Below are 22,148 nucleotides of genomic sequence, written 5' to 3' on the forward strand. Positions count from 1 at the left end.
TTTCCTTTTCATTATACCAATAATTATTGACTATATTTGTGACAGGTTTGTAAAGAGTAAAAAACGACGAGTTATGCCCGTCGTTACTTTCATTCATCCTCTTCATCAAAAACTTCATCAATCATGCATTTCTCTAATAAATACTCAAATGTAATATCTGCGAGATCTTCAATTTCTTCTCGTTTTGGGACGTACCCTCTTTCAATTAGTTGCTCATAAAAAAACTCCGCAATCTCTTCCGTATCAATCACGACTTCAATTTCCTTCATGAGCATCACTCCTTTATTTCTGTTTTATGAAAAAATCTCAAAATTATGTATATGAGATTAGAAAAATAGATTTTATTTTTTTATAGGTCATAAGCTTTGGACGAGATGCATACGATTGTAGTACAAGCTATTCAAAGGGGGAAATAATAATGGAAAATCAATATGAAGTAGGACAAACAAAAGAAGAGTTCATGCATGAAGATCAATGGGCAGACTCTCTTATAAAGTGGCTTTTTATTTTTTTAATAGTTGTAGGCATACCTTATACTGCATATGTTGTTGTTCAATTTATTCTCTCTTTCTAGTTAACTATTTTTTCTCTGTCAATTTAACTAAATAATTATGAACAACATCCATTACAATTTTATATTCTTCATCTTTAAATGTATCGAACAATAATTGATAATCGTTATAAATATCAAGTAATCCATCAATGATTTCTTGACGATTCGTCTTAACACTCACTTTTTTCGAGTTGTTAATTGACTTTAACTTTCCTAAATCTAATTTATTCATACCGGCTTTATCTTGTTTCATTTTCTTCAAAATTGCATTTGCCGTTTGAGCATTGGCGAGTAACGTTAAATCTGATTCATCCGCTTCTAACCATTCACCATCCGTAATCCGTGACAATTCATAAATTGTATCTTCCCATGCGTCATTCTTATATCTCCATACTTCTGTACGAAAACCAACAATACGGAAAACATCTTTATCATATCCAGTTACTTGCACAAGATCACCAAACGTGAAATTATAATTTAATTCAATCCACTCCGTATCGCCCTTTTTCATATCTTGCTCTGTAACGTGCTGCAATGTTTGCTCTACGTAAAATCCATCGTGATTATTGACTTCGTATACATAAACTCCATCTAAAACCTTCATATTTGTGATTTTCCCAACGGTTCCATATAGCGTAATCACGACTATGTCCCCTACGTTGTATTTAGGTTGTTTTTTTCTTGCCATCTCTATCTCTCCTTTTTTTGACGTCGTGATTTTGATATCAGTATATGCAACCTACATAAAAACGCTTATCACAGAAGCTTATATTCATAAATTTTTTCAATAAAAATTATAATCTTATAAAATTCACATTACACTCAAACAAAAGCTAGTAACTAGACTAGCTTTAAATCAACAAATTTCATAATAAAAAAACATACAGAATACTTCACTTTAAATAAAGTAATGTATTCTGTATGTTTTCAAATAGTTTTTATCTATCTTGTATGTATAAATCCCAGGCTTCATCAAATATAGACATACTTTCTAGCATTCCGCTCAACTCTAAGTATGAACTAATTTCATCATAGTCTTCAGATTGCTTCGGAAAACTTAAATCATCATACATCGCCTCTGCTAAATCTGAAATTTCATTTCTAAATAAAGCTGCACGATGCTTCATCATATAATGGTAAAATGTCTTTTTCAAAAATATTCCCTACCTTTCTAACTTGGGTACATTATACAAGGCAAAAAAGAAAAAAACCAGCATAAAAGCTGGTTAAAAGTCGAAATAATTTCTTTTTAATAGACGCGGTCTTCCCATTAATTCTTCATATGTTAGTTGTTTTGGTAAATCTTTCGTGTAAATTAAGAATAATTGATCTTCAATTTCTTTTACTGTATGGTCTGATTGATAGTCCATCCCGCACGAGGAACAAGAAATACATGGTGTCTCTTGGATTTCAATGGCTTTCGTACCATCTGGTAATTCCCAATATACAGTATTCAAGCTTTCTTTCGCTTCTGTACTGTCACACCACATACAATTCATACTGCATCACCCTCAGTTTTTTTGTCGTTTTCTTCTAACTTAGCCATTTGTGCTTGATATTTTTTATCTTTTAATTGATCGCGCTTATCACGTTTATCTTTTAAAGATGCATGAGTATCATTATCTTCGTAGTCTTTACGACGGTTCATACGCTGTAAGTCGTCTGGAACGAGGTTAAATTTCTTATCGCTCATAAGACCTGCGATACCAACATCTGAACGTTTTTCTTCGTAGTTCGGATAAATCTCTTTAAAGTATCCTTCCGCTCTTCCTGGAATATAGCTCTCTGGCTCTGGATACGTCGTAATAACACCTTCAAAGTTACGAAGTACAACTTTATCTGCACTTTGTGAGATTAAATAGTTTGGTTGAAGTGCAATTTTACCGCCTCCGCCTGGCGCATCAACAACGAATGTCGGAACAGCATAACCAGATGTGTGTCCACGTAAACCTTCAATAATTTCAAGACCTTTAGATACTGGTGCACGGAAGTGACCGATACCTTCAGATAAGTCACATTGATAAATGTAGTATGGACGTACACGGATTTTTACTAAGTCATGCATAAGTTTTTTCATAATTGGAACGCTGTCGTTAATACCAGCTAAAATTACTGCTTGGTTTCCGACTGGAACACCAGCATTCGCTAACATTTCACATGCCTTTTTCGATTCTTCAGTAATTTCAATAGATGTATTGAAATGTGTATTTAACCATACTGGATGGTATTTTTTAATAATGTTACATAAGTTTTCTGTAATACGTTGTGGGAATACTACTGGTGCTCTCGTTCCGATACGAATAATCTCAACATGCGGAATCTCTCGTAAATTTTTTAATACATATTCTAAAATTTTATCGTTAATTAGAAGTCCGTCACCACCGGAGATTAATACATCTCGTACTTGTGGCGTTTCACGAATATAAGCAATTGCATCATCTAATTGTTTCTTCGGTACACCCATTCCAATTTGTCCACTAAAACGACGACGTGTACAGTAACGACAATACATAGAACATTGATTTGTTACTAAGAATAGTACACGGTCCGGATAACGATGTGTTAGCCCTGGAACTGGTGAATCTTCGTCTTCGTGAAGTGGGTCTTCTAAATCATATTTTGTTTTATATAACTCTTCCGAAATCGGTACTGATTGCATCCGAATCGGACAGCGTGGATCATCAGGATTCATTAGCCAAGCATAGTACGGTGTAATGTTTAACGGGATCGTTTTCGTTGAAATTTTAACGCCCTCTTCTTCTTCAGGTGTTAAGTTAATTACTTTTCTTAAGTCATCTAACGTTTTGATCGTATTCGTTAATTGCCAAACCCAATCATTCCATTGCTCTTCAGTAACATCTTTCCATAATTCGATATCCTTCCAGTGACGATTTGGTTTGTATACATCATGTAACATTGCTATTCCCCCTTTTTATACGCTCATCCTTTATATAAGCAATAGTTATGCCAACTTTACATTGTTGATAAGTAAATGTGCGGAGAACCCTATTACATAAGCGAAAAAATATTTTTAAGCGTTGTATGAAATCAATACTTAACATCATATTCATTACTTTTTATATATGTAAACGCTCTTTTATTGGTGCAAACACACAAAAACCGCCGATTATTCGGCGGTTTTGTCGTACTTGCTCAGTTTATATTGAAGCGTTTGACGAGGGATACCCAACATTTTTGCGGCTTGTAATATATTCCCTTCCGTTTCAATCAACGCTTGATCTATTAATTCTTTTTCTGTTTGATGAAGTGCTTCTCTAAGTGGCATTATACCCTTCTTCTTCGAAAACTTCTCTTTCCGAAATGTACGTGGTAAACAATTGGCTGTTAATGTATTCCCTTCTGCAATAATAACCGCATGTTCAATCGTATGTTTTAACTCCCGTACATTTCCAGGCCACTGATAAGCTTGCAGTCTATCTTTCGCTTCCTCATCAATTTGAAGTACACCTTTTTTATAACTTTTATTATATTCTTTCAAAAAATAAGATGCTAATAATAGTACATCCTCAGTTCTTTCACGAAGCGGTGGGATATATAATGAAAATACGTTTAAGCGATAATATAAATCAGTGCGAATTTTATTCTCTCGTAAACATATTTCTGGAGGCTGGTTCATCGCGGTAATAACACGAACATCTACTTTTCTCGTCTTATTATCACCAATTCTTCTAATGACTCCATCTTCTAACACTCGCAACATTTTTGCCTGCAAATCAAGAGGCATTGAATTCAGTTCATCTAAAAATAATGTACCACCATCAACAAGTTCAAATAGCCCAGCTCTTTCAATCGCTCCCGTATAGCTTCCTTTTGTCGTTCCAAACAATAAACTTTCTAATAGCGACTCTGGTAAAGCTGCACAGTTTTGTGCAATAAATGGCTTGTTTTTTCTTTTAGAAGCTTCATGAATTGCTTGTACGAACAGTTCTTTTCCTGTTCCTGTTTCACCATATATTAAAACATTCGCGTCTGTTGGTGCTACTTTTTGTGCTAACTCTTTCGTCTGTTTAAACCGCGTATCATTTGTCACTATCGTCTCAAATGCAGCGTGCTTTTTAATCGCTTTTTTTCTAGATGATCGCTTTATTTTCGACTGTAAGTCAACAATTGTGTCAGTAAGCTTTTGAATTGTAGAGTAATCCTTTGCAATTTCAACAGCCCCAGCAATATTCCCATCTATAAAAATAGGTAACGTCGTATTTACTGTACAAACATCTTCACCATTTAAATTTTGATAATGTTGTACCTGATGTACGATAGGTTTTTTTGTATCTAGTACTTTCATCAATGTACTCGTTTCCCTTGATAAAGACGGGAACGCTTCTAACAGATGTTTCCCTAACACTTTTTCAATCTTCGATCCATCGTGTTTTGCAGCTACAGAATTATAAAATATTGTAATTCCATTTTCATCTACAGCGTGTATAGCCTCATCAATACTGCCCAAAATCGCTTCAATGACTTCTTGTGTCGAAACTGCTAGCAATGTCATCCCCCCTCTTGCCGAAAATCCAGCAATTACATGCCGAATTTTCGGCACACCTATGTGCGATTGTAAGCATGACGATTCCGTTCTATAATTTTAATCAATTTTATATTTTCATTAGATAACTCGAAACTCTAATTAGTACGGCTTTTTCAAACACCCAGCTCCACCTAACTGTTTTGCTTTACAGCCAAATTTTGAGGCGGAAGTTTTACTGCTTTCGAATAGCTAGATAGATCTTTCACCCATATATTCATATCTTCCAACTTATCGAAAATGTAGCAATTATTCGCCAGTCTTCCTGTATACGTATAGCCTAATTGATGAAAGGCAGCATTCATTCCGAAAGAAAGCGATCGAGCAATTGTATAGGAGCAGAAAATAGATCTTTCTTGAAGTTCTTCCTCTAATTTAATTAGTAAACTTTTCATAAATCCATGTTTACGGTATTCAGGTAAAGTAGCACAATTCGTTAATTCTGCATTCCCTTCCTTTATGTTCATTTCTGCAGATGCTGTACTAATAATTTTCCCCTCAAATTCATACACGTAGTAAATTGTATCGTCTTCTTTCATCGTCTGTAATACATAACTCGCTTCATTTAAAGGTGTCGGATACACTTCAAATACTTTTCCGAATACAGTTGCTAATTCTTCTGCATCTTCTTCAGTCGCTTTTCTCAGCAAAAATTTCTCTGGAACTACTTTTTCTTTTATTTCTTTTCCTTTTACACCGCTTAATATAGTATCTTCCTCAGTCCAATGCATACTATTTCGTCTTTCATCATTATTATATTTCACAAAAAAGTATGCATCGTGCCCTTGAAAATAATGAGGTATCGTTGCTTCCAACAAAAAACCGAAAGAGAGCCATGTTGAAACATGCTCTCCCTTTCCTTTAATAATACATTTAGTGAAAGAATGTTTCTCTGCTAGTTCGTCAATGGTCTGTATAATACTTTCAACATTTCCTGTATAGTGATCTACCCGAATACGCTTATTAAAATAATCTAAAACACCTTCTACTGTATAACAATTCGTCTGTTCTCTAAAAGATTCATAGTATTTCATTTTTTCACCTCACACCAATCTAGTAATGTACATGCAATAATTTTTGCGGCAGCTATCATTTTATCAACTTCTATATATTCGTTTGGATAGTGTGCTACTTTCGTCTCTCCTGGACCAAATACAATTGTTGGTACGTTTGCAATTTGTGTAAATAAACCTCCATCAGTCCCCCACGGAGATGCTTCAATAATTGGTTCGTTCCCTTCGATTTCAACAAAGTTGTGATGAAGTGTCGTAATGAGTTCATGATTCTCTTCTAGTTCACCAGGAACCCATCTCGCTCCAAACCATTCTACTTCTACTGGATTTTCAACAAACCAATTGTCCACATCATTTAATTCAGCAATCCAATTCTCAAACTCTTCTTTTGCCGCCTCTATAGTCTCATTCGGCGCAACACCGCATCTTCCTTCTAAAATTAATTCATCGGGAACAGAACTTGGCCAACTCCCTCCTTCAATTTTCCCAATGTTAATTGGAATTGGAATCGGAATTTCTTTAAATAACGGATCTGTAATTCGACTATTTCTTTTCTCCTCTAGCTTTCTTACATGTTCTATAACAAACATACTTTTTTCAATTGCACTAACCCCTTCATAGCGCGTTCCACCGTGTGCAGCTTTCCCTTTTACACGTAGACGAAACCACATGGAACCTTGTTGTTTCGGGAAAAACTTCATATTAGTAGGCTCCGGAATAATGACACCATCTGCCTTATATCCTCGTAATATAGTTGCCAATGTCCCTGCTCCGCCACTTTCCTCTTCTATTACACTTTGAAAATAGATGTCTCCTTTTAATTCAATGTTAGATTCAATAATCGCTTCCATCGCAAGCATAAGTGCGACATTTCCGCCCTTCATATCCGTTGTTCCACGGCCATATATACGATTTCCGATTTTCTCACCGCTATAAGGATGATGTTCCCACTGATTCACATCCCCTTCTGGAACTACATCAATATGCCCATTCAATATCATAGATTTCCCGTCGCCACTTCCTTTTAAAGTTGCTACAATATTTGGGCTATCTGAAAAACTTGTACGGGGTGATACAAAATAAGGATGATCTTTCATTTTAGAAAAAGAAGGCTCCCATATATCGAGCTCTAAACCTAATTCACGTAATTTTTCAATCACAATTGCCTGCGCACCGCTTTCATCACCAGATACGCTCTTTTCTTGAATTAATCGTTTTAAAAATTTCACACTTTCCTCTTCATGGCTCTCAATATAATCACAAACTTGCTTTTTTAATTGCTCCATATATTACATCTCCCTTCATTCAATTACTAGTAAGTTAGAACTAATTTGAAAATCAGCTTCTGTATGTCGTTTTACATCTTCTACTGTGTATGGGCTCATTAATTCTTGTAATATAAGTCCACTCGGAGTTACCTCCATGACTGCCATATCAGTAATAATTAAATCTACACATTTCTTTGAAGTTAATGGCAATGTACACTCTGAAACAATTTTTGCATTTCCGTACTTATCAACATGATTCATTACAACAACGACCCGCTTCGCTTTTTGTGCTAAATCCATTGCTCCACCAATACCTGGAACACGTTTTCCAGGTACAATCCAGTTTGCTAAATCACCATTTTCACTTACTTGTAATGAACCAAGAATCGTTATGTCTAGCAAACCTTTTCGAATCATCCCAAACGCTGTGCAGCTATCGAAATAACTCGCTCCTGTTATAAGAGAAGTTGGTAAACCTGCTGCATTACACAAATTTTCATCTTCATTCCCTTTACTTGGCGTTGGTCCCATGCCGACGATTCCATTTTCCGCATGAAACATAACATTTATATCGTCAGGCAAATGATTTGGTACAAGCGATGGTATGCCAATACCTAAATTTACAATCATACCATTTTGTATTTCTTTCGCCGCACGCCTAGCAATCTTATCCCTCACTTCTACGCCCATACCCATTTCCAGTTCACTCCTTCCGACGGTACAATATAATTTACGAAAACACCTGGAACGACAATTTCCTCTGGATCTAAACTTCCAAGCGGGACTATTTCTTCTGCTTCTACAATTGTTATATCCCCAGCCATAGCTACATGGGGATTCATATTTCGTGCACTTTTGTCAAATACAAGATTACCAAACGGATCTGCCTTTTTCGCATATACAATTGAAACTTCAGCAGTTAATGCTGTTTCAACTAAGTAGGTCTTACCATTCATTTCAACTGTTCGTTTTCCCTCTTCCACAATCGTATCAACACCAACATCAACTAAAACACCACCAAGACCAACGCCACCAGCGCGAATACGCTCTGCTAATGTTCCCTGCGGAGAAAACTCAATTTGTAATCTTCCCTCGTTTAGTTGCCTTCCTGCATTTGGATTGGAGCCAATGTGAGAAGTAATTATTGATTTAACTCTTTCATTTGTAACAAGACGACCGATACCTACATCAGGAAATCCAGTGTCATTTCCAATTAAATTTAAATTTGTAACGCCTTTTTCTAAAATTGCCTGTATTAAAGATGGAGGGGATCCAATCCCTCCAAATCCCCCAAACATCAATGTCATATCATCATGGAACAAAGAAATTACTTCCTCAATTTCTTTTAATTTACCGAATGTATTTGTAATAGTTGTCATGCGATACTATGCCCTCCTTTTTGCATCATCTCTTCCACACTTTTAGAGAAAATTGAAAGTAATTCATCTAACTCGGAATATGTAGTTGTCATTGGCGGTGCTACAAGCAGTGCACTATCTTCTTTTCCTGCTTGCCCTGAAACTGCTTGGTATAAAAGCAGACCATTTTTAGCTGCAACTGAAATAAGCTCTGACGCTTTTGTAAACGGTTGCAATTCTACTCCGATTAGCAACCCTTTTCCGCGCACATCAGCAATGATTGTCGATTGTTGCTGAACTTTCTGTAAGCCTTTTATTAAATACTCTCCCTTTTCTGCTGTTTTTTCAGGAAGATTATGTTTCTCCATATATTCAATAACAGCTAAAGCCGTTGCTGCAGACAATGGATTTGCACTTAACGTATGACCACTCATTACTGAACGTGATCCACGTAATATTGGTTCCATAACACGATCACTTACAACTGTCGCTGCCATCGGTGTATATCCCGCTCCTAACCCTTTACCAAGTGTCATAATATCCGGCTCTACGCCCCAATGCTCCATCGCAAACCATGCTCCAGTACGACCAAGCCCAGTCATTACTTCATCCGCAATAAATAAAATATCGTAATGGTCGCAAATCTCTTTAATGACTTTATAATAGTCTTTCGGCGGAACAACCGCGCCTCCAGCTGCTCCGATAATCGGCTCAGCAATAAAAGCAGCAATATGCTCTGCACCAATTCTTTCAATTGATCTTTCTAGTTCAGTCGCACATGCCAGCTGACAAGTTGGATATACCTTTTGAACAGGACATCTGAAACAATATGGAGCTGGTATAGTCGGATAATCTTCCAAAATAGATACGAAACGTTGTCTACGTAGTGGATGCCCAGACATCGATAAAGCACCCATCGTAATACCGTGATAACTCATCCATCTTGATAAAATTTTATGTTTCCCTTGAATACCTCGCTCTTGAAAATGCTGAATTGCAATTTTCATAGCTGTTTCATTCGCTTCCGTGCCACTATTTACAAAAAAACTCCAGTTCAAATCTCCTACACTTAAATCACTTAACTTCTTCGCTAATTTTTCAGCTGGTTCACTCGTAAACTGTGATCTATAAACGAAAGCAATCTCCTCAGCTTGCTTTTTAATAACGTCTGCAATCTCCTTTACGCCATGCCCAATACCTGCCGTAATTGCTCCTGACGAACCATCAAAATATTTATTGCCATTTTGATCATACAAATAAACACCTTTTCCATGTGAAATCATTGGATACGGCTGACCAACAAGTGGTTTAATTAAGTAATCGCGCATAGCGCTCCCCCATTTCTCCAATTTGTATATATATATGAAGAAAATTGACGTTTCTTTCATAAAAAAGAATCCTCTGCAAAAGCAGTGAATTTATCAAAAAACTATTATAAAATATACAAATGAGTGCTTAAAAATTTTTATAAAACAGAAAATTCAGAACTAAAAAACCGAAGACCAACCCTTTTCTATACGCCCAAATAACCCTCCTTTTTATATGAAATGACTACATCACCAAATGTTTTTATAGCATAATGCCAACTGTCCTTAAATGCCGACATTCTGTACACTTCGACGGAACTCCCGTTAAACTCCTTCCTATTATCCTACTTTAAATTGCATATTTTAAAACAAATTTCGACACCCACCTTACTAATCAATTCAGATTCCTATTCATTATGTAAACTTTTCAGTTTTAAACTATAAAAAAAGAACCGATTAACCACACTAATCAGTTCGTCATGACGCTCTCTTATGGGTTAATACTGTCAATTGCTAAAATAAATAGAAAAATGAAGTTTACAAATTCATCCTACAGCCTATAACACAAAACCTTTTCATAACTTCATTCACAATTACTATCGGGATATCCCTATCCCGAAGTAGCACTCCTTTCCTCAGATTCAAAGTATCTTTCCTTTATAATTTATGTAGGACAATTATCACTTTGTATGTGTATTTGCCTATAATTAAAAAAATCCCTAGTTTTCTAGCGATTTTTGGACATGTATTCAATATGTTAATTGAAATGCACTTTCAATTTGGCATTTATTTTACTTTCGTACAGTCATATGTACTGCTTTACTCTGCGAAATTCTCGTAAGCACCAGCACCTCTTTATGAAAACATATTTGTTGTCAATTTTTAATTTTCCCTTTATAAAATCATTTTTTTTGCATAACCGCTTTCTTGCTTCGCATATAGTTTTAATGATGACAAAGGAGGAATGTTCATGTCTCAATCTGAAATCGAAAAATATGGACAAGAAGTTACACAATACGAACAACTCGCACGTTACTATCAGTTTCGTAATCCTAAAAAATATATAGAATTATATATGAAATATTACGATGCACTATCAAAACTTGTACAGGCGTATGAAACAAGAGACTCACAAGAAGCTGCTTTACCGTCACATATAAGAATTTTTCATGCCGATCCAAATATACCAGCGGTTGACATTTTAGTAAACGGACAAAAGGTTATTAAAAATATTTCATTTAAGCAATTCAGCCCTTATTTATCATTAGTGCAAGGTAAATACCGTATAGATATTGTTCCTGTCGGAAATGAAACTCCAATCTTTTCAGCGTTGGTACCAATAATGGGAAATCATACTTATACTCTTGCTGCAATAAATAGTGATAATCACCTACAATTACAGCCTATACTTGATAATACACATTTACCAGCTGGTCAAGCCAAAATACGGTTTGCACATTTCGCTCCAGATACCCCTGTTGTAAACGTAGATTTAAAAGATGGGGATCATTTATTTGAAAATGTACTCTTTAAACAAATAACAGATTTTTTGCAAGTTAACCCTGGTACAGCAGATATTGAAATTTCACTCGCAGATAATAAAAACGTTTTATTGACTATACCAAAATTCAATGTTGAACCAAATGTTATTTATACAATTTCAATAGTAGGTTATTCAACTAAAGATCCTAAATTAGAAGCCGTTATACTCACAAATTAAAACAGTCTACACCATTCATTTGGTGTAGACTGTTTATTTTTGAAATGCAATTTGAAATTCTGTCCAATCGTTATCTGATCGACACATAATGGATCCATTATGTTTTTCCACAATTTGTTTACATACAAATAATCCAATACCAGTTCCTAACTTTTTAGTAGTTACAAATGGTTCAAAAATCGTTTCTACATTTTCAGCTGGAATCATTGGTCCATTATTTTTTATCACAATTCGAATAGCTTGATCTTCTTCAAATACATCAATGATAATTTTTCGTTCTTCTTTCATTGATTCAAGAGCATCAATTGAATTCATTAATATGTTTAAAAATACTTGTCTCACTTCACTCCGATAACCAACAAGCGGAATTGGATACGGTAAATTCTTTTCAATCAAAACATTCGCATTGACCAAACTCGGATATAAGAATTGTATAATGTCTTGAAACAAGTCATTAAGCCAAAACCGTTCCGATTCATTCCACATTTCTTTTTTCGATACGAGTAAAAATTGCGAAATACGAAAATTTAATTGATCTAATTCATGCGAAATAATATCTAAATACGATAAACTCGGATGATCCGCCTTTAATAATTTAACAAACCCCATAATGGAAGTAAGCGGATTACGAAATTCATGTACAAAACTAGCTGACATTTGCCCTAAAATCGTCAGCCTTTCTTTATGTGTTTCGTTAATATATTGCTGTTTTTCCTCTAAATTCTTCGATATAATTTCCGAGTATTTTAAAACGGTATAATAAATTAATTTGTCAAAACAAGTATGTATTTTTGCCATAATTGGTTTCAATTCACGAGCGCTAACATCTAATTCACACATCGCTTCGAAAAGTTCATTTCTTCCCACGTTTGCGTTATAAACAAAATCTCCAATATTCGCATCTGCTCCAGCACGTTCAATAGCAATTTTCTCACATAACGGTTGAAGATAATTTATATCTTTATCTTCCATAGTAAGTTCGATAATTAACTCTAGTAAATCCTCTCCATTTTGAACTACTTCTAGTTTAAATGGATCTTTTTCGGAAATTATCATTTTGTTTTTCCAGTTCTCTACGAATTGGTGCCTATTGTTTTTCAAGTGTGAACAAAATATTTCTTTAATATCCTTATCGATTGGAAAAACCTCCATTCCCTCCATTTCCATACGACGAATACCCTTTATATTTTGAATATTAACACAAAAAATACGATTCGTTAATAGATTTTTGTCACATTTTGTTAATTTCTGTTGATAAAATTATTTTTTCTTTCTTATTTAACTAATTGTATACAAATCCCCTTTTTCCTTCACATATTTTCATTATTTCCGTAGTCAAAACGACTTTTTTTTGCATCATTTTTAATTCTTGCGTACAATAGAAAATGAAAGGTGTGAAAAATATGGTAAATAAAAATGTGGAAGATTATCTCCAAGAAGGCATTTACGGCCAAAAGCAAAACAAACCAGAAGAACGTAATATGTATTTAACTACATTACGTGAGCGTGTGGAAATCGCTTTAACAATCGGTCAAGTAATGCAAAGTAATGTATACTCTGAAGTGGCGGGTAGCATGCGCTCTTCTCAATCATTACAACTCCTCCTAAATGGTGGCATTGCTTACCCACATTTATCAAAATACATTAAATTAGCAAACGAAAAAAATGTTCCTTTTACAATTGTTCAAAATAAAGATACAAAAACACCAATCGGTTTAGTATTAACTCATGCTACTGCTATAGATAAAGAACAAATTTATGTAGAAGATACTATTTTCAAACAAGAAATGAAGTAAAAGTTACACTTAATTAAATAGTTACTAGAAGCGTAAAAAACGAGTATGGAATCGTAAACATTTCCTACTCGTTTTTTAGTGCAAGTTTTAAGTTTTTCCACTTTATTTTTTAATACATACTAATTTCATTTCTGTCATTTCTTCTATTGCATATTTAATTCCTTCGCGTCCCGTGCCACTTTCTTTCACACCACCATAAGGCATATGATCTACTCTGAACGTTGGAATATCATTAATCATGACACCACCAACCTCTAGCTCATCAATTGCACGCATTGCTTTAAATAAATTATTTGTAAATACTCCTGCCTGTAAGCCGTAACGCGAATTATTTACTTGCTCAATCGCTTCATCAAATTCTTTAAATGTATTTACTGTCATGAGTGGACCGAATACTTCTTGGCACTGCACAGATACATGATCTGGAACATTTGTTAATACAGTCGGTTCAAAAATTCTTGCATTCTGCTTCTTACCACCACATAAAACAGTTGCTCCTTCCTTAATTGCTTCTTGAACCCACATATCAATTCGCTCTACATCTTTTTTTGAAATTAAAGCTGATACATCCGTTTCCTCAAGCAATGGATCACCAACAACAACTGATTCCATCGCTTTCTTTAGCTTTGAGAGAAATTCATGTATTTTCGTTTCATGTACAAAAACACGTTGTACTGAAATACAAACTTGCCCATTATTAACAAATGCTCCCCATTTTACACGTTCAATTATTTCATCTGTTAACTCTACATCTTCATCAATAATAACAGCAGCATTTGAGCCTAGTTCTAACGTAACTCGTTTTAGCCCAGCCTTTTGTTTTATTCCGATTCCAACTTTTGGACTTCCGGTAAAAGTAATAGAAGCAACGTAATCATTTTTGACGATTGCCTCACCAACCGTGGGGCCAGGGCCAGAAATGATATTTAAAGCTCCATTTGGCAATCCTGCCTCTTCAAATAACTCAACTAATGCATACGATGATAATGGCGTTTGATCAGCTGGCTTTAATACAACTGTATTTCCGGCAGCGATTGCTGGTCCAACTTTATGCGCTACTAAATTTAATGGGAAATTAAATGGTGTAATAGCCCCTATAACCCCAATCGGCTTTCGGATTGTATATGCAATACGCCCATCTGCACCAGGTGCGGCGTCTAATGGCAATGTCTCACCATATATACGCTTCGCTTCTTCAGCTGCAAATTTGTATGTTTGAACAGTACGATCTACTTCTCCCCTTGCAGCACGTATTGGTTTTGCAGCTTCTTTTGCAATAATCTCTGCAAATTCTTCTCTTCTTTCATCCATTTTTTGTGCAACTTTCTCTAAAATAGTCGCACGATCATATGCAGATAATTTATTCATTTTTGTCATTGCATTTTTTGCAGCGGTAACAGCCTCTTTTACATCTTCTTCCGTGCCTTGTGCAATTTCCGCTAATGTTTCTTCAGAATATGGTGCGTATAATGGTTTATACGTGTTTACAGATTTCCAATCTCCATTTATATATAAATGCTTTTTCATAATTCTTCTCCTTCCAAATATATGTATACAACAATACTTCACCTAGTGAAAGGTTTGACTTATGTCATTGTATCATAGCCCTTATCCCTCAAAAAACATTATGCTCAAAAAAACTCTGCTATATAGCAGAGTTTACGAGCTAATTTGCTCTTGTAACGAAATTTGTTTTTCATCTTCTAAAATAACAATCGATTCTACTATCTTTGTAACTTCTAATCTTTTTATATAATGTCCATCTAATTCTTTCACACAAAACTTATAATTTTCAATTTCAATGGAATCCTCTTCAGCAATCTCTATATTCTTCGTTAAAATCCAACCACCGATTGTATCAACACCATCATCATCAATCCCTAAACCAAATAACGTATTCACTTCACTAACAAGTACTTTTCCCTCTAGTATCGTCTTCGTTTCACTAACTTGTTGAATTTCTGGCTGCTCATCCGTATCAAACTCATCCTGAATATCTCCAACAATTTCTTCCAGAATATCTTCAACAGTAACAAGTCCAGATGTTCCACCATATTCATCTATCAATATAGCAATATGTGTTCTTTCTTTTTGCATTTTTAAAAACAAATCATGAATTGGAATAGAATCGATAACTAAAATAATTGGTCTCATATATTGCTCTACTGTCTTCTTATTAACAGCTTTATGTTGTACAAATTCAGTAAAAATATCTTTAAAATTCACAAAACCTATTACGTGGTCTTTGTCGCCATCAACAACTGGATACCTTGTATATTTTTCACGAGACATTTTTTGCAAAGCTTCTTCAGCAGGCATCTCTTTACTTATAATATTCATTTCAGTTCGAGGTACCATTATTTCTTTTGCAATCCGATCATCAAATTCAAAAATTTTATTCACATATTTATATTCAGATTGATTAATCTCACCATTTCTATAACTTTCTGAAACTAACAACCGTAATTCTTCTTCTGAATGAACCTCATCATGCCCCTTCGGCGGTTTCAGCCCTAGCAGCTTCGTAATGATTCGAGCTGAACCATTTAATAGCCAAATGAATGGGAATGCAATACGATAAAAGAAAATTAACGGTTTAGAAACAAGCAAACTCACTTGTTCAGATTTTTGAATTGCAAATGTTTTTGGGGCCAATTCCCCTATTACAACATGTAAAAAAGTAATTAACAAAAATACTAAAATTACAGCAAAAATGTCTGCTAGTTGAGTAGAGATATTCCAATTTGCAAAAAGCGTATCAAACATTTGCTTTAACGCAGGTTTACCAAACCACCCAATTCCTAAAGCTGTAACAGTAATTCCTAGCTGACAAGCAGATAAATATTCGTCTAAGTTTGTAATGACTGTTTTGACCGATGTTGCACGATTATTTCCTTCTGCAATTAAATAGTCAATTCGTGAACTTCTCACTTTAACAATTGCAAATTCTGCTGCAACGAAAAATGCCGTTAAGGCAATTAAAACAATCACTATACTTATACTATATATGTCCAAATACTTTTCCTTACTTACTTTGTAAGCAAGGAAGCCACCTCCTACTTAATTTTATTCAAGTGAAGTAAGCATTCTAATACTCTAACAAAATTCTACATTAGCAACCACCTTTTTATATATTATATGCATACATAAAAAAGATATTTATCATTATGATAATCTAATTCATTTACACTCGTCAAATTATTCTAAATGTTACGATAAGACATTTTTATTTAAAAGAACTATTCTCCTCAACTCAATTTCGTGAAAAAACACTTTCTTTGCCGATTCCACACTTCTTTTGTCGCACTAGAAGGGAACTTACTTCATAGCTCGAAATCATTCAACAGGATATATATAGGAGGGATTATTTTGGAATATAAAACACCATTTATCGCAAAGAAATTAGGTGTTAGCCCAAAGGCTGTTGTCCGGATCGCGCAACAATTAAATCTTACGATAGAGAAAAACAAATATGGCCACTTTATTTTCACACAAGAGGATGTCGATCAAATGTTAGAACACCATCGATTTCAAATAGAGAAATCTCGAAATTCTCAATCTACTCAAAAGGCTTCCTCAAATGAAGTTGAGGAATTAAAAACTCAAGTTAATACAATTGTTCAAAACATATCATCGAATGATTTTGAGCAATTAGCTAATCAATTAAACACTATTACGAGAAGACTTGATCGAATGGAAGAACAAATGCAAGATAAGGCAAATGATGTCGTCACGTACCAACTTTTACAACACCGTCGTGAAATGGAGGAAATGTTAGAGCGAATTCAAAAGTTAGAAGCTGCCCTAACGAAAGAAGAACCCATTTATATTACTCCGGATTCAAAACCAACATATGAACGAGAAAAGAAACCGAAGCGCCGCAAAATGATTTTTAGTATATTTGGATTATAATTTTTAGACCCTTATTAAAATAATAAGGGTCTTTTTTAATGAAGAGTTATATCCTATACAAATATTATTCTCTTTATTATACATATTCACTTCGCTTTATTTCGTTAACATAATATTTTTACTGTATTCTGTAATTAATGCCTGTGCATGAGCATTCCCTTGAATCACATCACGAAATTCTTTTAAAGAATACAAATGCGTAACCCCTTTTCGAGCATGAATTCTTACTGGTACACCTTGTAAAGTATCATGAAACTGAAAAGGATTATCTATTGGTTCAATTGGAAAACCAAGTGTAAGTAAATACATATACATTCTTTTTGTTACTGCTGCAATGTACCATTCAGCTTTTGTTTCTAACGCATGTATAAATAAAATAGCTGTTAGCCTTTTGAAATGTCCTCTTCCACGAGACGTTTTCGAAATACTTAACTTGCCTATTTCATATACATTCTTCAAATCTTTTACTAAATCATTTTTAGAAAACGGATAGAAAAACTCAGAATTCGATTGTTCAGGTACCGTATACTTAATACATTCTACTGTACCAATAGGATGTTCATCTTCTATTAATAAAAATCGTGATGGATTTAAATTACGTTCTACGAACATTAAGTTTCTTTCTTCACAAAAATCTCCCCATAGTTGCTCGAACCCAAAATGTTCTTCCTTTGTTTGAACACGCTGGAACATATTTAACCGCCTTTCCCATCGCCGCTCTGTTTTTTTGATAACGCTTTCACTATCTATCATATAAGAACAAATCTTCGTATGCAACTAAAAATATTTATGACTTATTATATTCTGCAAAATGAATTAGATTCCAATTTAATCGACTTTTATCCCGCGCTCACATTCCTTTTAATAACACATTTGTAGCACTTTTCAAATCTAAATTACACTACGTTTCTTTCCATACAGCATATAATTCTTCTTAATCTAAAGAAATCCTTTATGAAAAAGGATTTCTTTTACTTCTTAATGCTTTTTAGCCATTTTTCAAAAATTTGTACCATCCCATGTTTTCCAGCTAATTTCTCTTCCCCTTGTTTCGTCTTATATGGATATAACTGCAAGAAAACACCGCATCCAGACTCAATTTTTTTACTATGCATATGGCTTCCTGGATATACACAAATGACTTCATAAATTGACCTTCGATAATAGACTCGCTTTCCATCCTGTTCTTCTACATACTTTATAGACCAGTACTTATACATTTGCTCAGTTGCTTTCGTATTTCCGACGTGCTGAAAAATATTGTACATTGGACTATACTTCACTTCAATAATAATAGAAGATTTATATACGTATTTCCCATCTTCTTTTACATAACAGTCTAAGCGAATATCTGGCTTCTTCGTATCCTCACCATTGTAAAAATTACTACCTTTACTTAATGCAATAAGAGGATGTGTTTCAATTAAGTCATTAAATGCGACATGCACCTTTATATCATCTCGTTCTAAAACTACTGTCGTTCCATCTTGTAATCCATCTACATAAAAATGTTCTTGTATTTGTTCACGGATGGAGTTTCTAGCCTCAAAACCAATTTGCTCTAAAAGTAAAATAACGATAAAAAAAGCGTAATATTCATACACTAAAAACGTTGGCTTATAAACAAATAATAATGATGGAGATTGATCCGTATATTGCGGGAGTACTTCTAAATGATGTAGTAATTGTTGATGTGGTATCGATAAATCATGTAAGTTCATGTTACTTGTTTCAGTAACTTCCCTCCAAAATGAAGAGTGCATTAACATTTGAAAGTATTGTACATTTTCATGCACAATATGCGCCAATATTTTATATTCTTGTATTTTCATTGAGCTCTTTCGTAAATCGGCTTCTTTTAGTAAATGTATATTTTTATATTTTTGCTTCTCTCTATCGGTTACTGATCCATTACGCTCAATTGTTTGTATAATCGTTTTTACAGCTTGAAACTCTTCTGATTTTTTCTTTTTTTCTCTTTCTAATATTTCAATTGTTTGACGTAAAAAACTTTTAGCTTCAATTAAATAATGATAAAATTGCATCGCTTTATATTTAAGAAATGCATTTTCCTTACTATTTTTTTGTTCCATAAACTTACGATTATAATGTTTGGCATAAGGTTTTCGTTCTGCCACTATAGTTCCTTTTCTTGTTGGCTTTCGCTCTTTTCCTTCCCATTTATATTCATTTATAAATTTTGAGCTTGATTCTATTTTCTTAAAGATTTGCTTTATCATTTTCATTTTTTGCGGTAACTTTCTAAGTAACACTAAATAAGAAGAATCCTCAATATCGCTAAGTGCAGAGAAGGTTTTTTTATAGTAACCTCTATCCAAAATCAACTCATTTAAAATTGACTTCACATAGTCTTGAATCATTTCAAATTGATCATCAAAAAAGTTTTTCGGTACGATTTGAAATGCGCCATAATACGTTGTATCTTCTATACGCACTTCAAAATGGTATAGACCACAGCGCCATGGATAAAAGAATTCTGTTTTCCCGTGTTCATATATTAATACTCTTTGTTTTTTTTCATTTATTTCATATTGAGCCTCTTTTATATTTTTCTGTCCCTCATATACTTTATTCCATATAAAAGTAATATTCATTGGGATTTCATAATTGTACTGCAATCTTATTGGTTTTAATTCTTGTACTTTATAAATACATTGAACTAATGCTGTAGTAGATGTACAAAGACGATTTAATAAAATATAATCTCCTTTCCCCTCATTTCCAATGATTAACTTTAATACAAAAGGGAGCGTTTCATTCGTATCAACGATTTTTGTTTCATAACGCCCTTCATTTTGCATATCCATACAACTCCAGTTCTCTACGTTTTTCTCGTATATATGCTAAAGAATGTTCAAATGTAGATACTCTGTTTGCAAGTGTAGATTGCAAAAGAGGTACTAAGGTCGCCCCCCTTTTTGCTTCTTCAGAAAGTAAAGGCCCAACCATCATTTCGGTCCCTCTGATTTTCGTCAATACACGCTGCTTTATTTGTAAATCAAACCCCTCTTCTCTACTAATCATATAGGTATGGTTATTTTGAAACGGTATGTTTTGCAAATAAGTCGCAATTGCATTTGCACATCGGAAAGAAATTCCCTTAGACGCGTCATGTGATGACAATACGACATGCAACTTATCTAATAGCTCTAATTCTTCTTCAGAAAACACTTCAATCATCGCTTTATTTCTCATCCAATTTATCCGAAATTCTCCCGCCGTTACTTTCAAAGGTGGATGTAATACGACTTTCCCCTGTTCCATGCCCATCTCACAAAACGGAATTTTCTGTAACGTTATTAGGTTCGTTCGGTCTAATAATCGATCAGAGAGCTCTTTCGTTGTTTCATCAAAATTTACAGTACCTACAAATATAATATTTTCTCCAATTTCAATTGTTGATGGAATTGAATTCTCTATGTCCTGTACACCCTCATACAAGTTTAAAATACGATTTTTTGTTTCAAGTTCAAGAACAGATAGAAACGGAGTAAACCAATGCTCAATATGAGACATGTTCATTTCATCAAAAACGATTATATACAGTTGATTTGGATTTTCTTTCGCCTTCATTAATGTCCTAACTAACTTCGCTTCAGATTCAATAAAAGTACCATTTGGATGAAGGTAACCAAGTAAATCATGTGGTTCTTGATACGATGGCGAAATTGGAATCCAAACCAACTCTTCCCCATACTGTAACCCTAATGCTTCTGCATAAGTTTGCACAAAACGTGATTTCCCAACGCCCGGTATACCACCAAGAATCGTTAACATATTTGTTTTTACACTTATATGGAAATTATAAATATCCGTTTCATCCAAATATAACCCTTTATTATGCACCATACTTTGTACATACTGTAAAAAGGACGACTCACGCTCATCCCATTCCCATTCATCTTTTTGTATTTTTATATCCTCTACTTCAACTAGCTTACCTTCTTCATGCATTCGTTTTTTTAATTGCTCATATACATAATCACTTACAAAATATAATTGATCTTCTACCGCTATTTCTACATACTTCGTCCAGTCACTGCAGTTTATATATTTACATTCACGTTTCTGTTCAAAATAGGCGATTGAGCTAATTGATGACTTTAGGGATATGTTTCCGTACAGTCTTCCATCGTGCCACAATAATTCGGGAGGCTCAAAGTCTTTCGGAAATTTTGGCATAAGAAATGATAAATAACCGTTGCTAAGTTTTCGCTCTAAAGATTCTCTTTTTTTATGATTTGTAACTTTAGGTGCCGGAATCATTTTATAGCTGCTTGCTATTTCTTTCGGTTCTTCTGTACATATTAACTCCACGTATACATTTCCTCTTTCATAATAAAGACGAAACATTACTAATTGCTTTTCTAATTTCCTCTTCTTTAATTCCGAAAAGATTTTTTCATTCTTTTTATTGCTACATAACCCTTCAAATACATATGGTTCATTTGTAAATTGTTCCTGTAAAGTGAATGGTATTGGCGATAAGCAGTGTACAAAGAAATTCTCTCCACTCTTCTCTTTCTCAGCTTTTGTAAATTTCCCTAAAAATCTCATATAGTACATTCGTTTTATAAAACTTGGCTGAAGAGCTTTATGTAATTTCACCTTAGTCACCTTCTTTTTTCATACTATTCTTAGTGTATGAAAGAAACGA

21 protein-coding genes are annotated in these 22,148 nt (G+C 34.2%); 4 read left to right on the forward strand and 17 right to left on the reverse strand.

Going from position 1 to position 22,148, the window contains the following annotated elements; genetic code table 11:
- Positions 1-89 precede the first annotated feature (89 nt).
- On the reverse strand, positions 90-269 hold the full coding sequence (locus ACTFO4_RS19080; protein WP_000658451.1) for a YozD family protein: 180 nt from the start codon (positions 267-269) through the stop codon (positions 90-92).
- A gap of 149 nt (positions 270-418) precedes the next feature.
- On the opposite strand from ACTFO4_RS19080, the gene ACTFO4_RS19085 reads away from it, so the two are divergent.
- On the forward strand, positions 419-574 hold the full coding sequence (locus ACTFO4_RS19085; RefSeq protein ID WP_000431486.1) for a DUF3930 family protein: 156 nt from the start codon (positions 419-421) through the stop codon (positions 572-574).
- Positions 575-578: 4 nt separating this feature from the next.
- Here ACTFO4_RS19085 and ACTFO4_RS19090 read toward each other — a convergent pair whose 3' ends face one another.
- The 10 genes from ACTFO4_RS19090 to ACTFO4_RS19135 form a co-directional block, all read right to left on the reverse strand.
- Positions 579-1,241, reverse strand: coding sequence for a hypothetical protein (locus tag ACTFO4_RS19090; RefSeq protein WP_000101499.1), 663 nt, complete (start codon positions 1,239-1,241; stop codon positions 579-581).
- A gap of 250 nt (positions 1,242-1,491) precedes the next feature.
- The gene (locus ACTFO4_RS19095; protein ID WP_000750717.1) at positions 1,492-1,707 is read right to left on the reverse strand and encodes a YozE family protein; all 216 of its coding nucleotides are present in this window, start codon (positions 1,705-1,707) and stop codon (positions 1,492-1,494) included.
- A gap of 72 nt (positions 1,708-1,779) precedes the next feature.
- Positions 1,780-2,052, reverse strand: a complete 273-nt coding sequence (locus ACTFO4_RS19100; RefSeq protein WP_000995763.1) for a YokU family protein — start codon at positions 2,050-2,052, stop codon at positions 1,780-1,782.
- A complete protein-coding gene (gene ablA, locus ACTFO4_RS19105; protein ID WP_000902142.1) occupies positions 2,049-3,470 on the reverse strand; it encodes a lysine 2,3-aminomutase in 1,422 nt (473 codons plus the stop codon). Before ablA ends, ACTFO4_RS19100 begins: the two co-directional genes overlap by 4 nt.
- Positions 3,471-3,680: 210 nt before the next feature.
- Complete coding sequence (gene rocR / locus ACTFO4_RS19110; protein ID WP_416809332.1) at positions 3,681-5,066, reverse strand: arginine utilization transcriptional regulator RocR; 1,386 nt, start codon at positions 5,064-5,066, stop codon at positions 3,681-3,683.
- Between the two features lie 164 nt (positions 5,067-5,230).
- Positions 5,231-6,130 carry a putative beta-lysine N-acetyltransferase gene (gene ablB / locus ACTFO4_RS19115; RefSeq protein WP_086385972.1) on the reverse strand — a complete coding sequence of 300 codons (900 nt, stop codon included), beginning with the start codon at positions 6,128-6,130 and terminating at the stop codon, positions 5,231-5,233.
- Complete coding sequence (locus ACTFO4_RS19120) at positions 6,127-7,395, reverse strand: peptidase (protein WP_000436698.1); 1,269 nt, start codon at positions 7,393-7,395, stop codon at positions 6,127-6,129. Before ACTFO4_RS19120 ends, ablB begins: the two co-directional genes overlap by 4 nt.
- A 15-nt stretch (positions 7,396-7,410) precedes the next feature.
- Positions 7,411-8,073, reverse strand: a complete 663-nt coding sequence (locus ACTFO4_RS19125) for a CoA transferase subunit B (protein ID WP_000525278.1) — start codon at positions 8,071-8,073, stop codon at positions 7,411-7,413.
- Complete coding sequence (atoD, locus tag ACTFO4_RS19130) at positions 8,058-8,756, reverse strand: acetate CoA-transferase subunit alpha (protein WP_000208102.1); 699 nt, start codon at positions 8,754-8,756, stop codon at positions 8,058-8,060. Before atoD ends, ACTFO4_RS19125 begins: the two co-directional genes overlap by 16 nt.
- Positions 8,753-10,063 carry an aspartate aminotransferase family protein gene (locus ACTFO4_RS19135; RefSeq protein WP_001205882.1) on the reverse strand — a complete coding sequence of 437 codons (1,311 nt, stop codon included), beginning with the start codon at positions 10,061-10,063 and terminating at the stop codon, positions 8,753-8,755. The genes atoD and ACTFO4_RS19135 overlap by 4 nt, the downstream gene beginning before the upstream one ends.
- 949 nt (positions 10,064-11,012) lie before the next feature.
- Here ACTFO4_RS19135 and ACTFO4_RS19140 point away from each other — a divergent pair.
- Positions 11,013-11,762 carry a DUF4397 domain-containing protein gene (locus ACTFO4_RS19140; RefSeq protein ID WP_440014094.1) on the forward strand — a complete coding sequence of 250 codons (750 nt, stop codon included), beginning with the start codon at positions 11,013-11,015 and terminating at the stop codon, positions 11,760-11,762.
- A gap of 33 nt (positions 11,763-11,795) precedes the next feature.
- Here ACTFO4_RS19140 and ACTFO4_RS19145 read toward each other — a convergent pair whose 3' ends face one another.
- Positions 11,796-12,929, reverse strand: coding sequence for a BA2291 family sporulation histidine kinase (locus ACTFO4_RS19145; RefSeq protein ID WP_000425086.1), 1,134 nt, complete (start codon positions 12,927-12,929; stop codon positions 11,796-11,798).
- Positions 12,930-13,165: 236 nt separating this feature from the next.
- Between ACTFO4_RS19145 and ACTFO4_RS19150 the strand changes: the two genes are divergently transcribed.
- Positions 13,166-13,558: a YueI family protein gene (locus ACTFO4_RS19150; RefSeq protein WP_000247558.1), complete on the forward strand. Its 393-nt coding sequence runs from the start codon at positions 13,166-13,168 to the stop codon at positions 13,556-13,558.
- A gap of 102 nt (positions 13,559-13,660) precedes the next feature.
- On the opposite strand, the gene ACTFO4_RS19155 is transcribed toward ACTFO4_RS19150, so the two are convergent.
- Together ACTFO4_RS19155 and ACTFO4_RS19160 are read right to left on the reverse strand one after the other, a co-directional pair.
- The gene (locus ACTFO4_RS19155; RefSeq protein WP_326235307.1) at positions 13,661-15,085 is read right to left on the reverse strand and encodes an aldehyde dehydrogenase family protein; all 1,425 of its coding nucleotides are present in this window, start codon (positions 15,083-15,085) and stop codon (positions 13,661-13,663) included.
- 132 nt (positions 15,086-15,217) lie between these two features.
- Positions 15,218-16,573 (reverse strand): hemolysin family protein, encoded by a 1,356-nt coding sequence (locus tag ACTFO4_RS19160; protein ID WP_000356250.1) that lies wholly within the window; start codon positions 16,571-16,573, stop codon positions 15,218-15,220.
- Positions 16,574-16,927: 354 nt separating this feature from the next.
- On the opposite strand from ACTFO4_RS19160, the gene racA reads away from it, so the two are divergent.
- The gene (racA, locus tag ACTFO4_RS19165; RefSeq protein WP_326235306.1) at positions 16,928-17,470 is read left to right on the forward strand and encodes a chromosome-anchoring protein RacA; all 543 of its coding nucleotides are present in this window, start codon (positions 16,928-16,930) and stop codon (positions 17,468-17,470) included.
- A 96-nt stretch (positions 17,471-17,566) separates the two neighbouring features.
- Here the strand turns inward: racA and ACTFO4_RS19170 are convergent, their stop codons facing one another.
- The 3 genes from ACTFO4_RS19170 to ACTFO4_RS19180 form a co-directional block, all read right to left on the reverse strand.
- The gene (locus tag ACTFO4_RS19170) at positions 17,567-18,163 is read right to left on the reverse strand and encodes a hypothetical protein (RefSeq protein ID WP_000487796.1); all 597 of its coding nucleotides are present in this window, start codon (positions 18,161-18,163) and stop codon (positions 17,567-17,569) included.
- Between the two features lie 278 nt (positions 18,164-18,441).
- Positions 18,442-20,292 (reverse strand): hypothetical protein, encoded by a 1,851-nt coding sequence (locus ACTFO4_RS19175; RefSeq protein ID WP_063536284.1) that lies wholly within the window; start codon positions 20,290-20,292, stop codon positions 18,442-18,444.
- Entirely contained in the window at positions 20,282-22,099 is a 1,818-nt protein-coding gene (locus tag ACTFO4_RS19180) for an AAA family ATPase (protein WP_000766187.1), read from the reverse strand. Before ACTFO4_RS19180 ends, ACTFO4_RS19175 begins: the two co-directional genes overlap by 11 nt.
- Positions 22,100-22,148: the final 49 nt, after the last annotated feature.

Source organism: Bacillus cereus group sp. MYBKT14-1, from assembly GCF_051915185.1.
Classification (GTDB): Bacteria; Bacillota; Bacilli; order Bacillales; family Bacillaceae_G; genus Bacillus_A; species Bacillus_A cereus.

What these genes read in the sequence shown, in the direction of transcription:
- ACTFO4_RS19080 (WP_000658451.1), bottom strand. Translation starts at nt 269, where the DNA reads ATGAAGGAAATTGAAGTCGTGATTGATACGGAAGAGATTGCGGAGTTT.
- ACTFO4_RS19085 (WP_000431486.1), top strand. Translation starts at nt 419, where the DNA reads ATGGAAAATCAATATGAAGTAGGACAAACAAAAGAAGAGTTCATGCAT.
- ACTFO4_RS19090 (WP_000101499.1), bottom strand. Translation starts at nt 1,241, where the DNA reads ATGGCAAGAAAAAAACAACCTAAATACAACGTAGGGGACATAGTCGTG.
- ACTFO4_RS19100 (WP_000995763.1), bottom strand. Translation starts at nt 2,052, where the DNA reads ATGAATTGTATGTGGTGTGACAGTACAGAAGCGAAAGAAAGCTTGAAT.
- ablA (WP_000902142.1), bottom strand. Translation starts at nt 3,470, where the DNA reads ATGTTACATGATGTATACAAACCAAATCGTCACTGGAAGGATATCGAA.
- rocR (WP_416809332.1), bottom strand. Translation starts at nt 5,066, where the DNA reads ATGACATTGCTAGCAGTTTCGACACAAGAAGTCATTGAAGCGATTTTG.
- ablB (WP_086385972.1), bottom strand. Translation starts at nt 6,130, where the DNA reads ATGAAATACTATGAATCTTTTAGAGAACAGACGAATTGTTATACAGTA.
- ACTFO4_RS19120 (WP_000436698.1), bottom strand. Translation starts at nt 7,395, where the DNA reads ATGGAGCAATTAAAAAAGCAAGTTTGTGATTATATTGAGAGCCATGAA.
- ACTFO4_RS19125 (WP_000525278.1), bottom strand. Translation starts at nt 8,073, where the DNA reads ATGGGTATGGGCGTAGAAGTGAGGGATAAGATTGCTAGGCGTGCGGCG.
- atoD (WP_000208102.1), bottom strand. Translation starts at nt 8,756, where the DNA reads ATGACAACTATTACAAATACATTCGGTAAATTAAAAGAAATTGAGGAA.
- ACTFO4_RS19135 (WP_001205882.1), bottom strand. Translation starts at nt 10,063, where the DNA reads ATGCGCGATTACTTAATTAAACCACTTGTTGGTCAGCCGTATCCAATG.
- ACTFO4_RS19140 (WP_440014094.1), top strand. Translation starts at nt 11,013, where the DNA reads ATGTCTCAATCTGAAATCGAAAAATATGGACAAGAAGTTACACAATAC.
- ACTFO4_RS19145 (WP_000425086.1), bottom strand. Translation starts at nt 12,929, where the DNA reads ATGGAAATGGAGGGAATGGAGGTTTTTCCAATCGATAAGGATATTAAA.
- ACTFO4_RS19150 (WP_000247558.1), top strand. Translation starts at nt 13,166, where the DNA reads ATGGTAAATAAAAATGTGGAAGATTATCTCCAAGAAGGCATTTACGGC.
- ACTFO4_RS19155 (WP_326235307.1), bottom strand. Translation starts at nt 15,085, where the DNA reads ATGAAAAAGCATTTATATATAAATGGAGATTGGAAATCTGTAAACACG.
- ACTFO4_RS19170 (WP_000487796.1), bottom strand. Translation starts at nt 18,163, where the DNA reads ATGTTCCAGCGTGTTCAAACAAAGGAAGAACATTTTGGGTTCGAGCAA.
- ACTFO4_RS19175 (WP_063536284.1), bottom strand. Translation starts at nt 20,292, where the DNA reads ATGCAAAATGAAGGGCGTTATGAAACAAAAATCGTTGATACGAATGAA.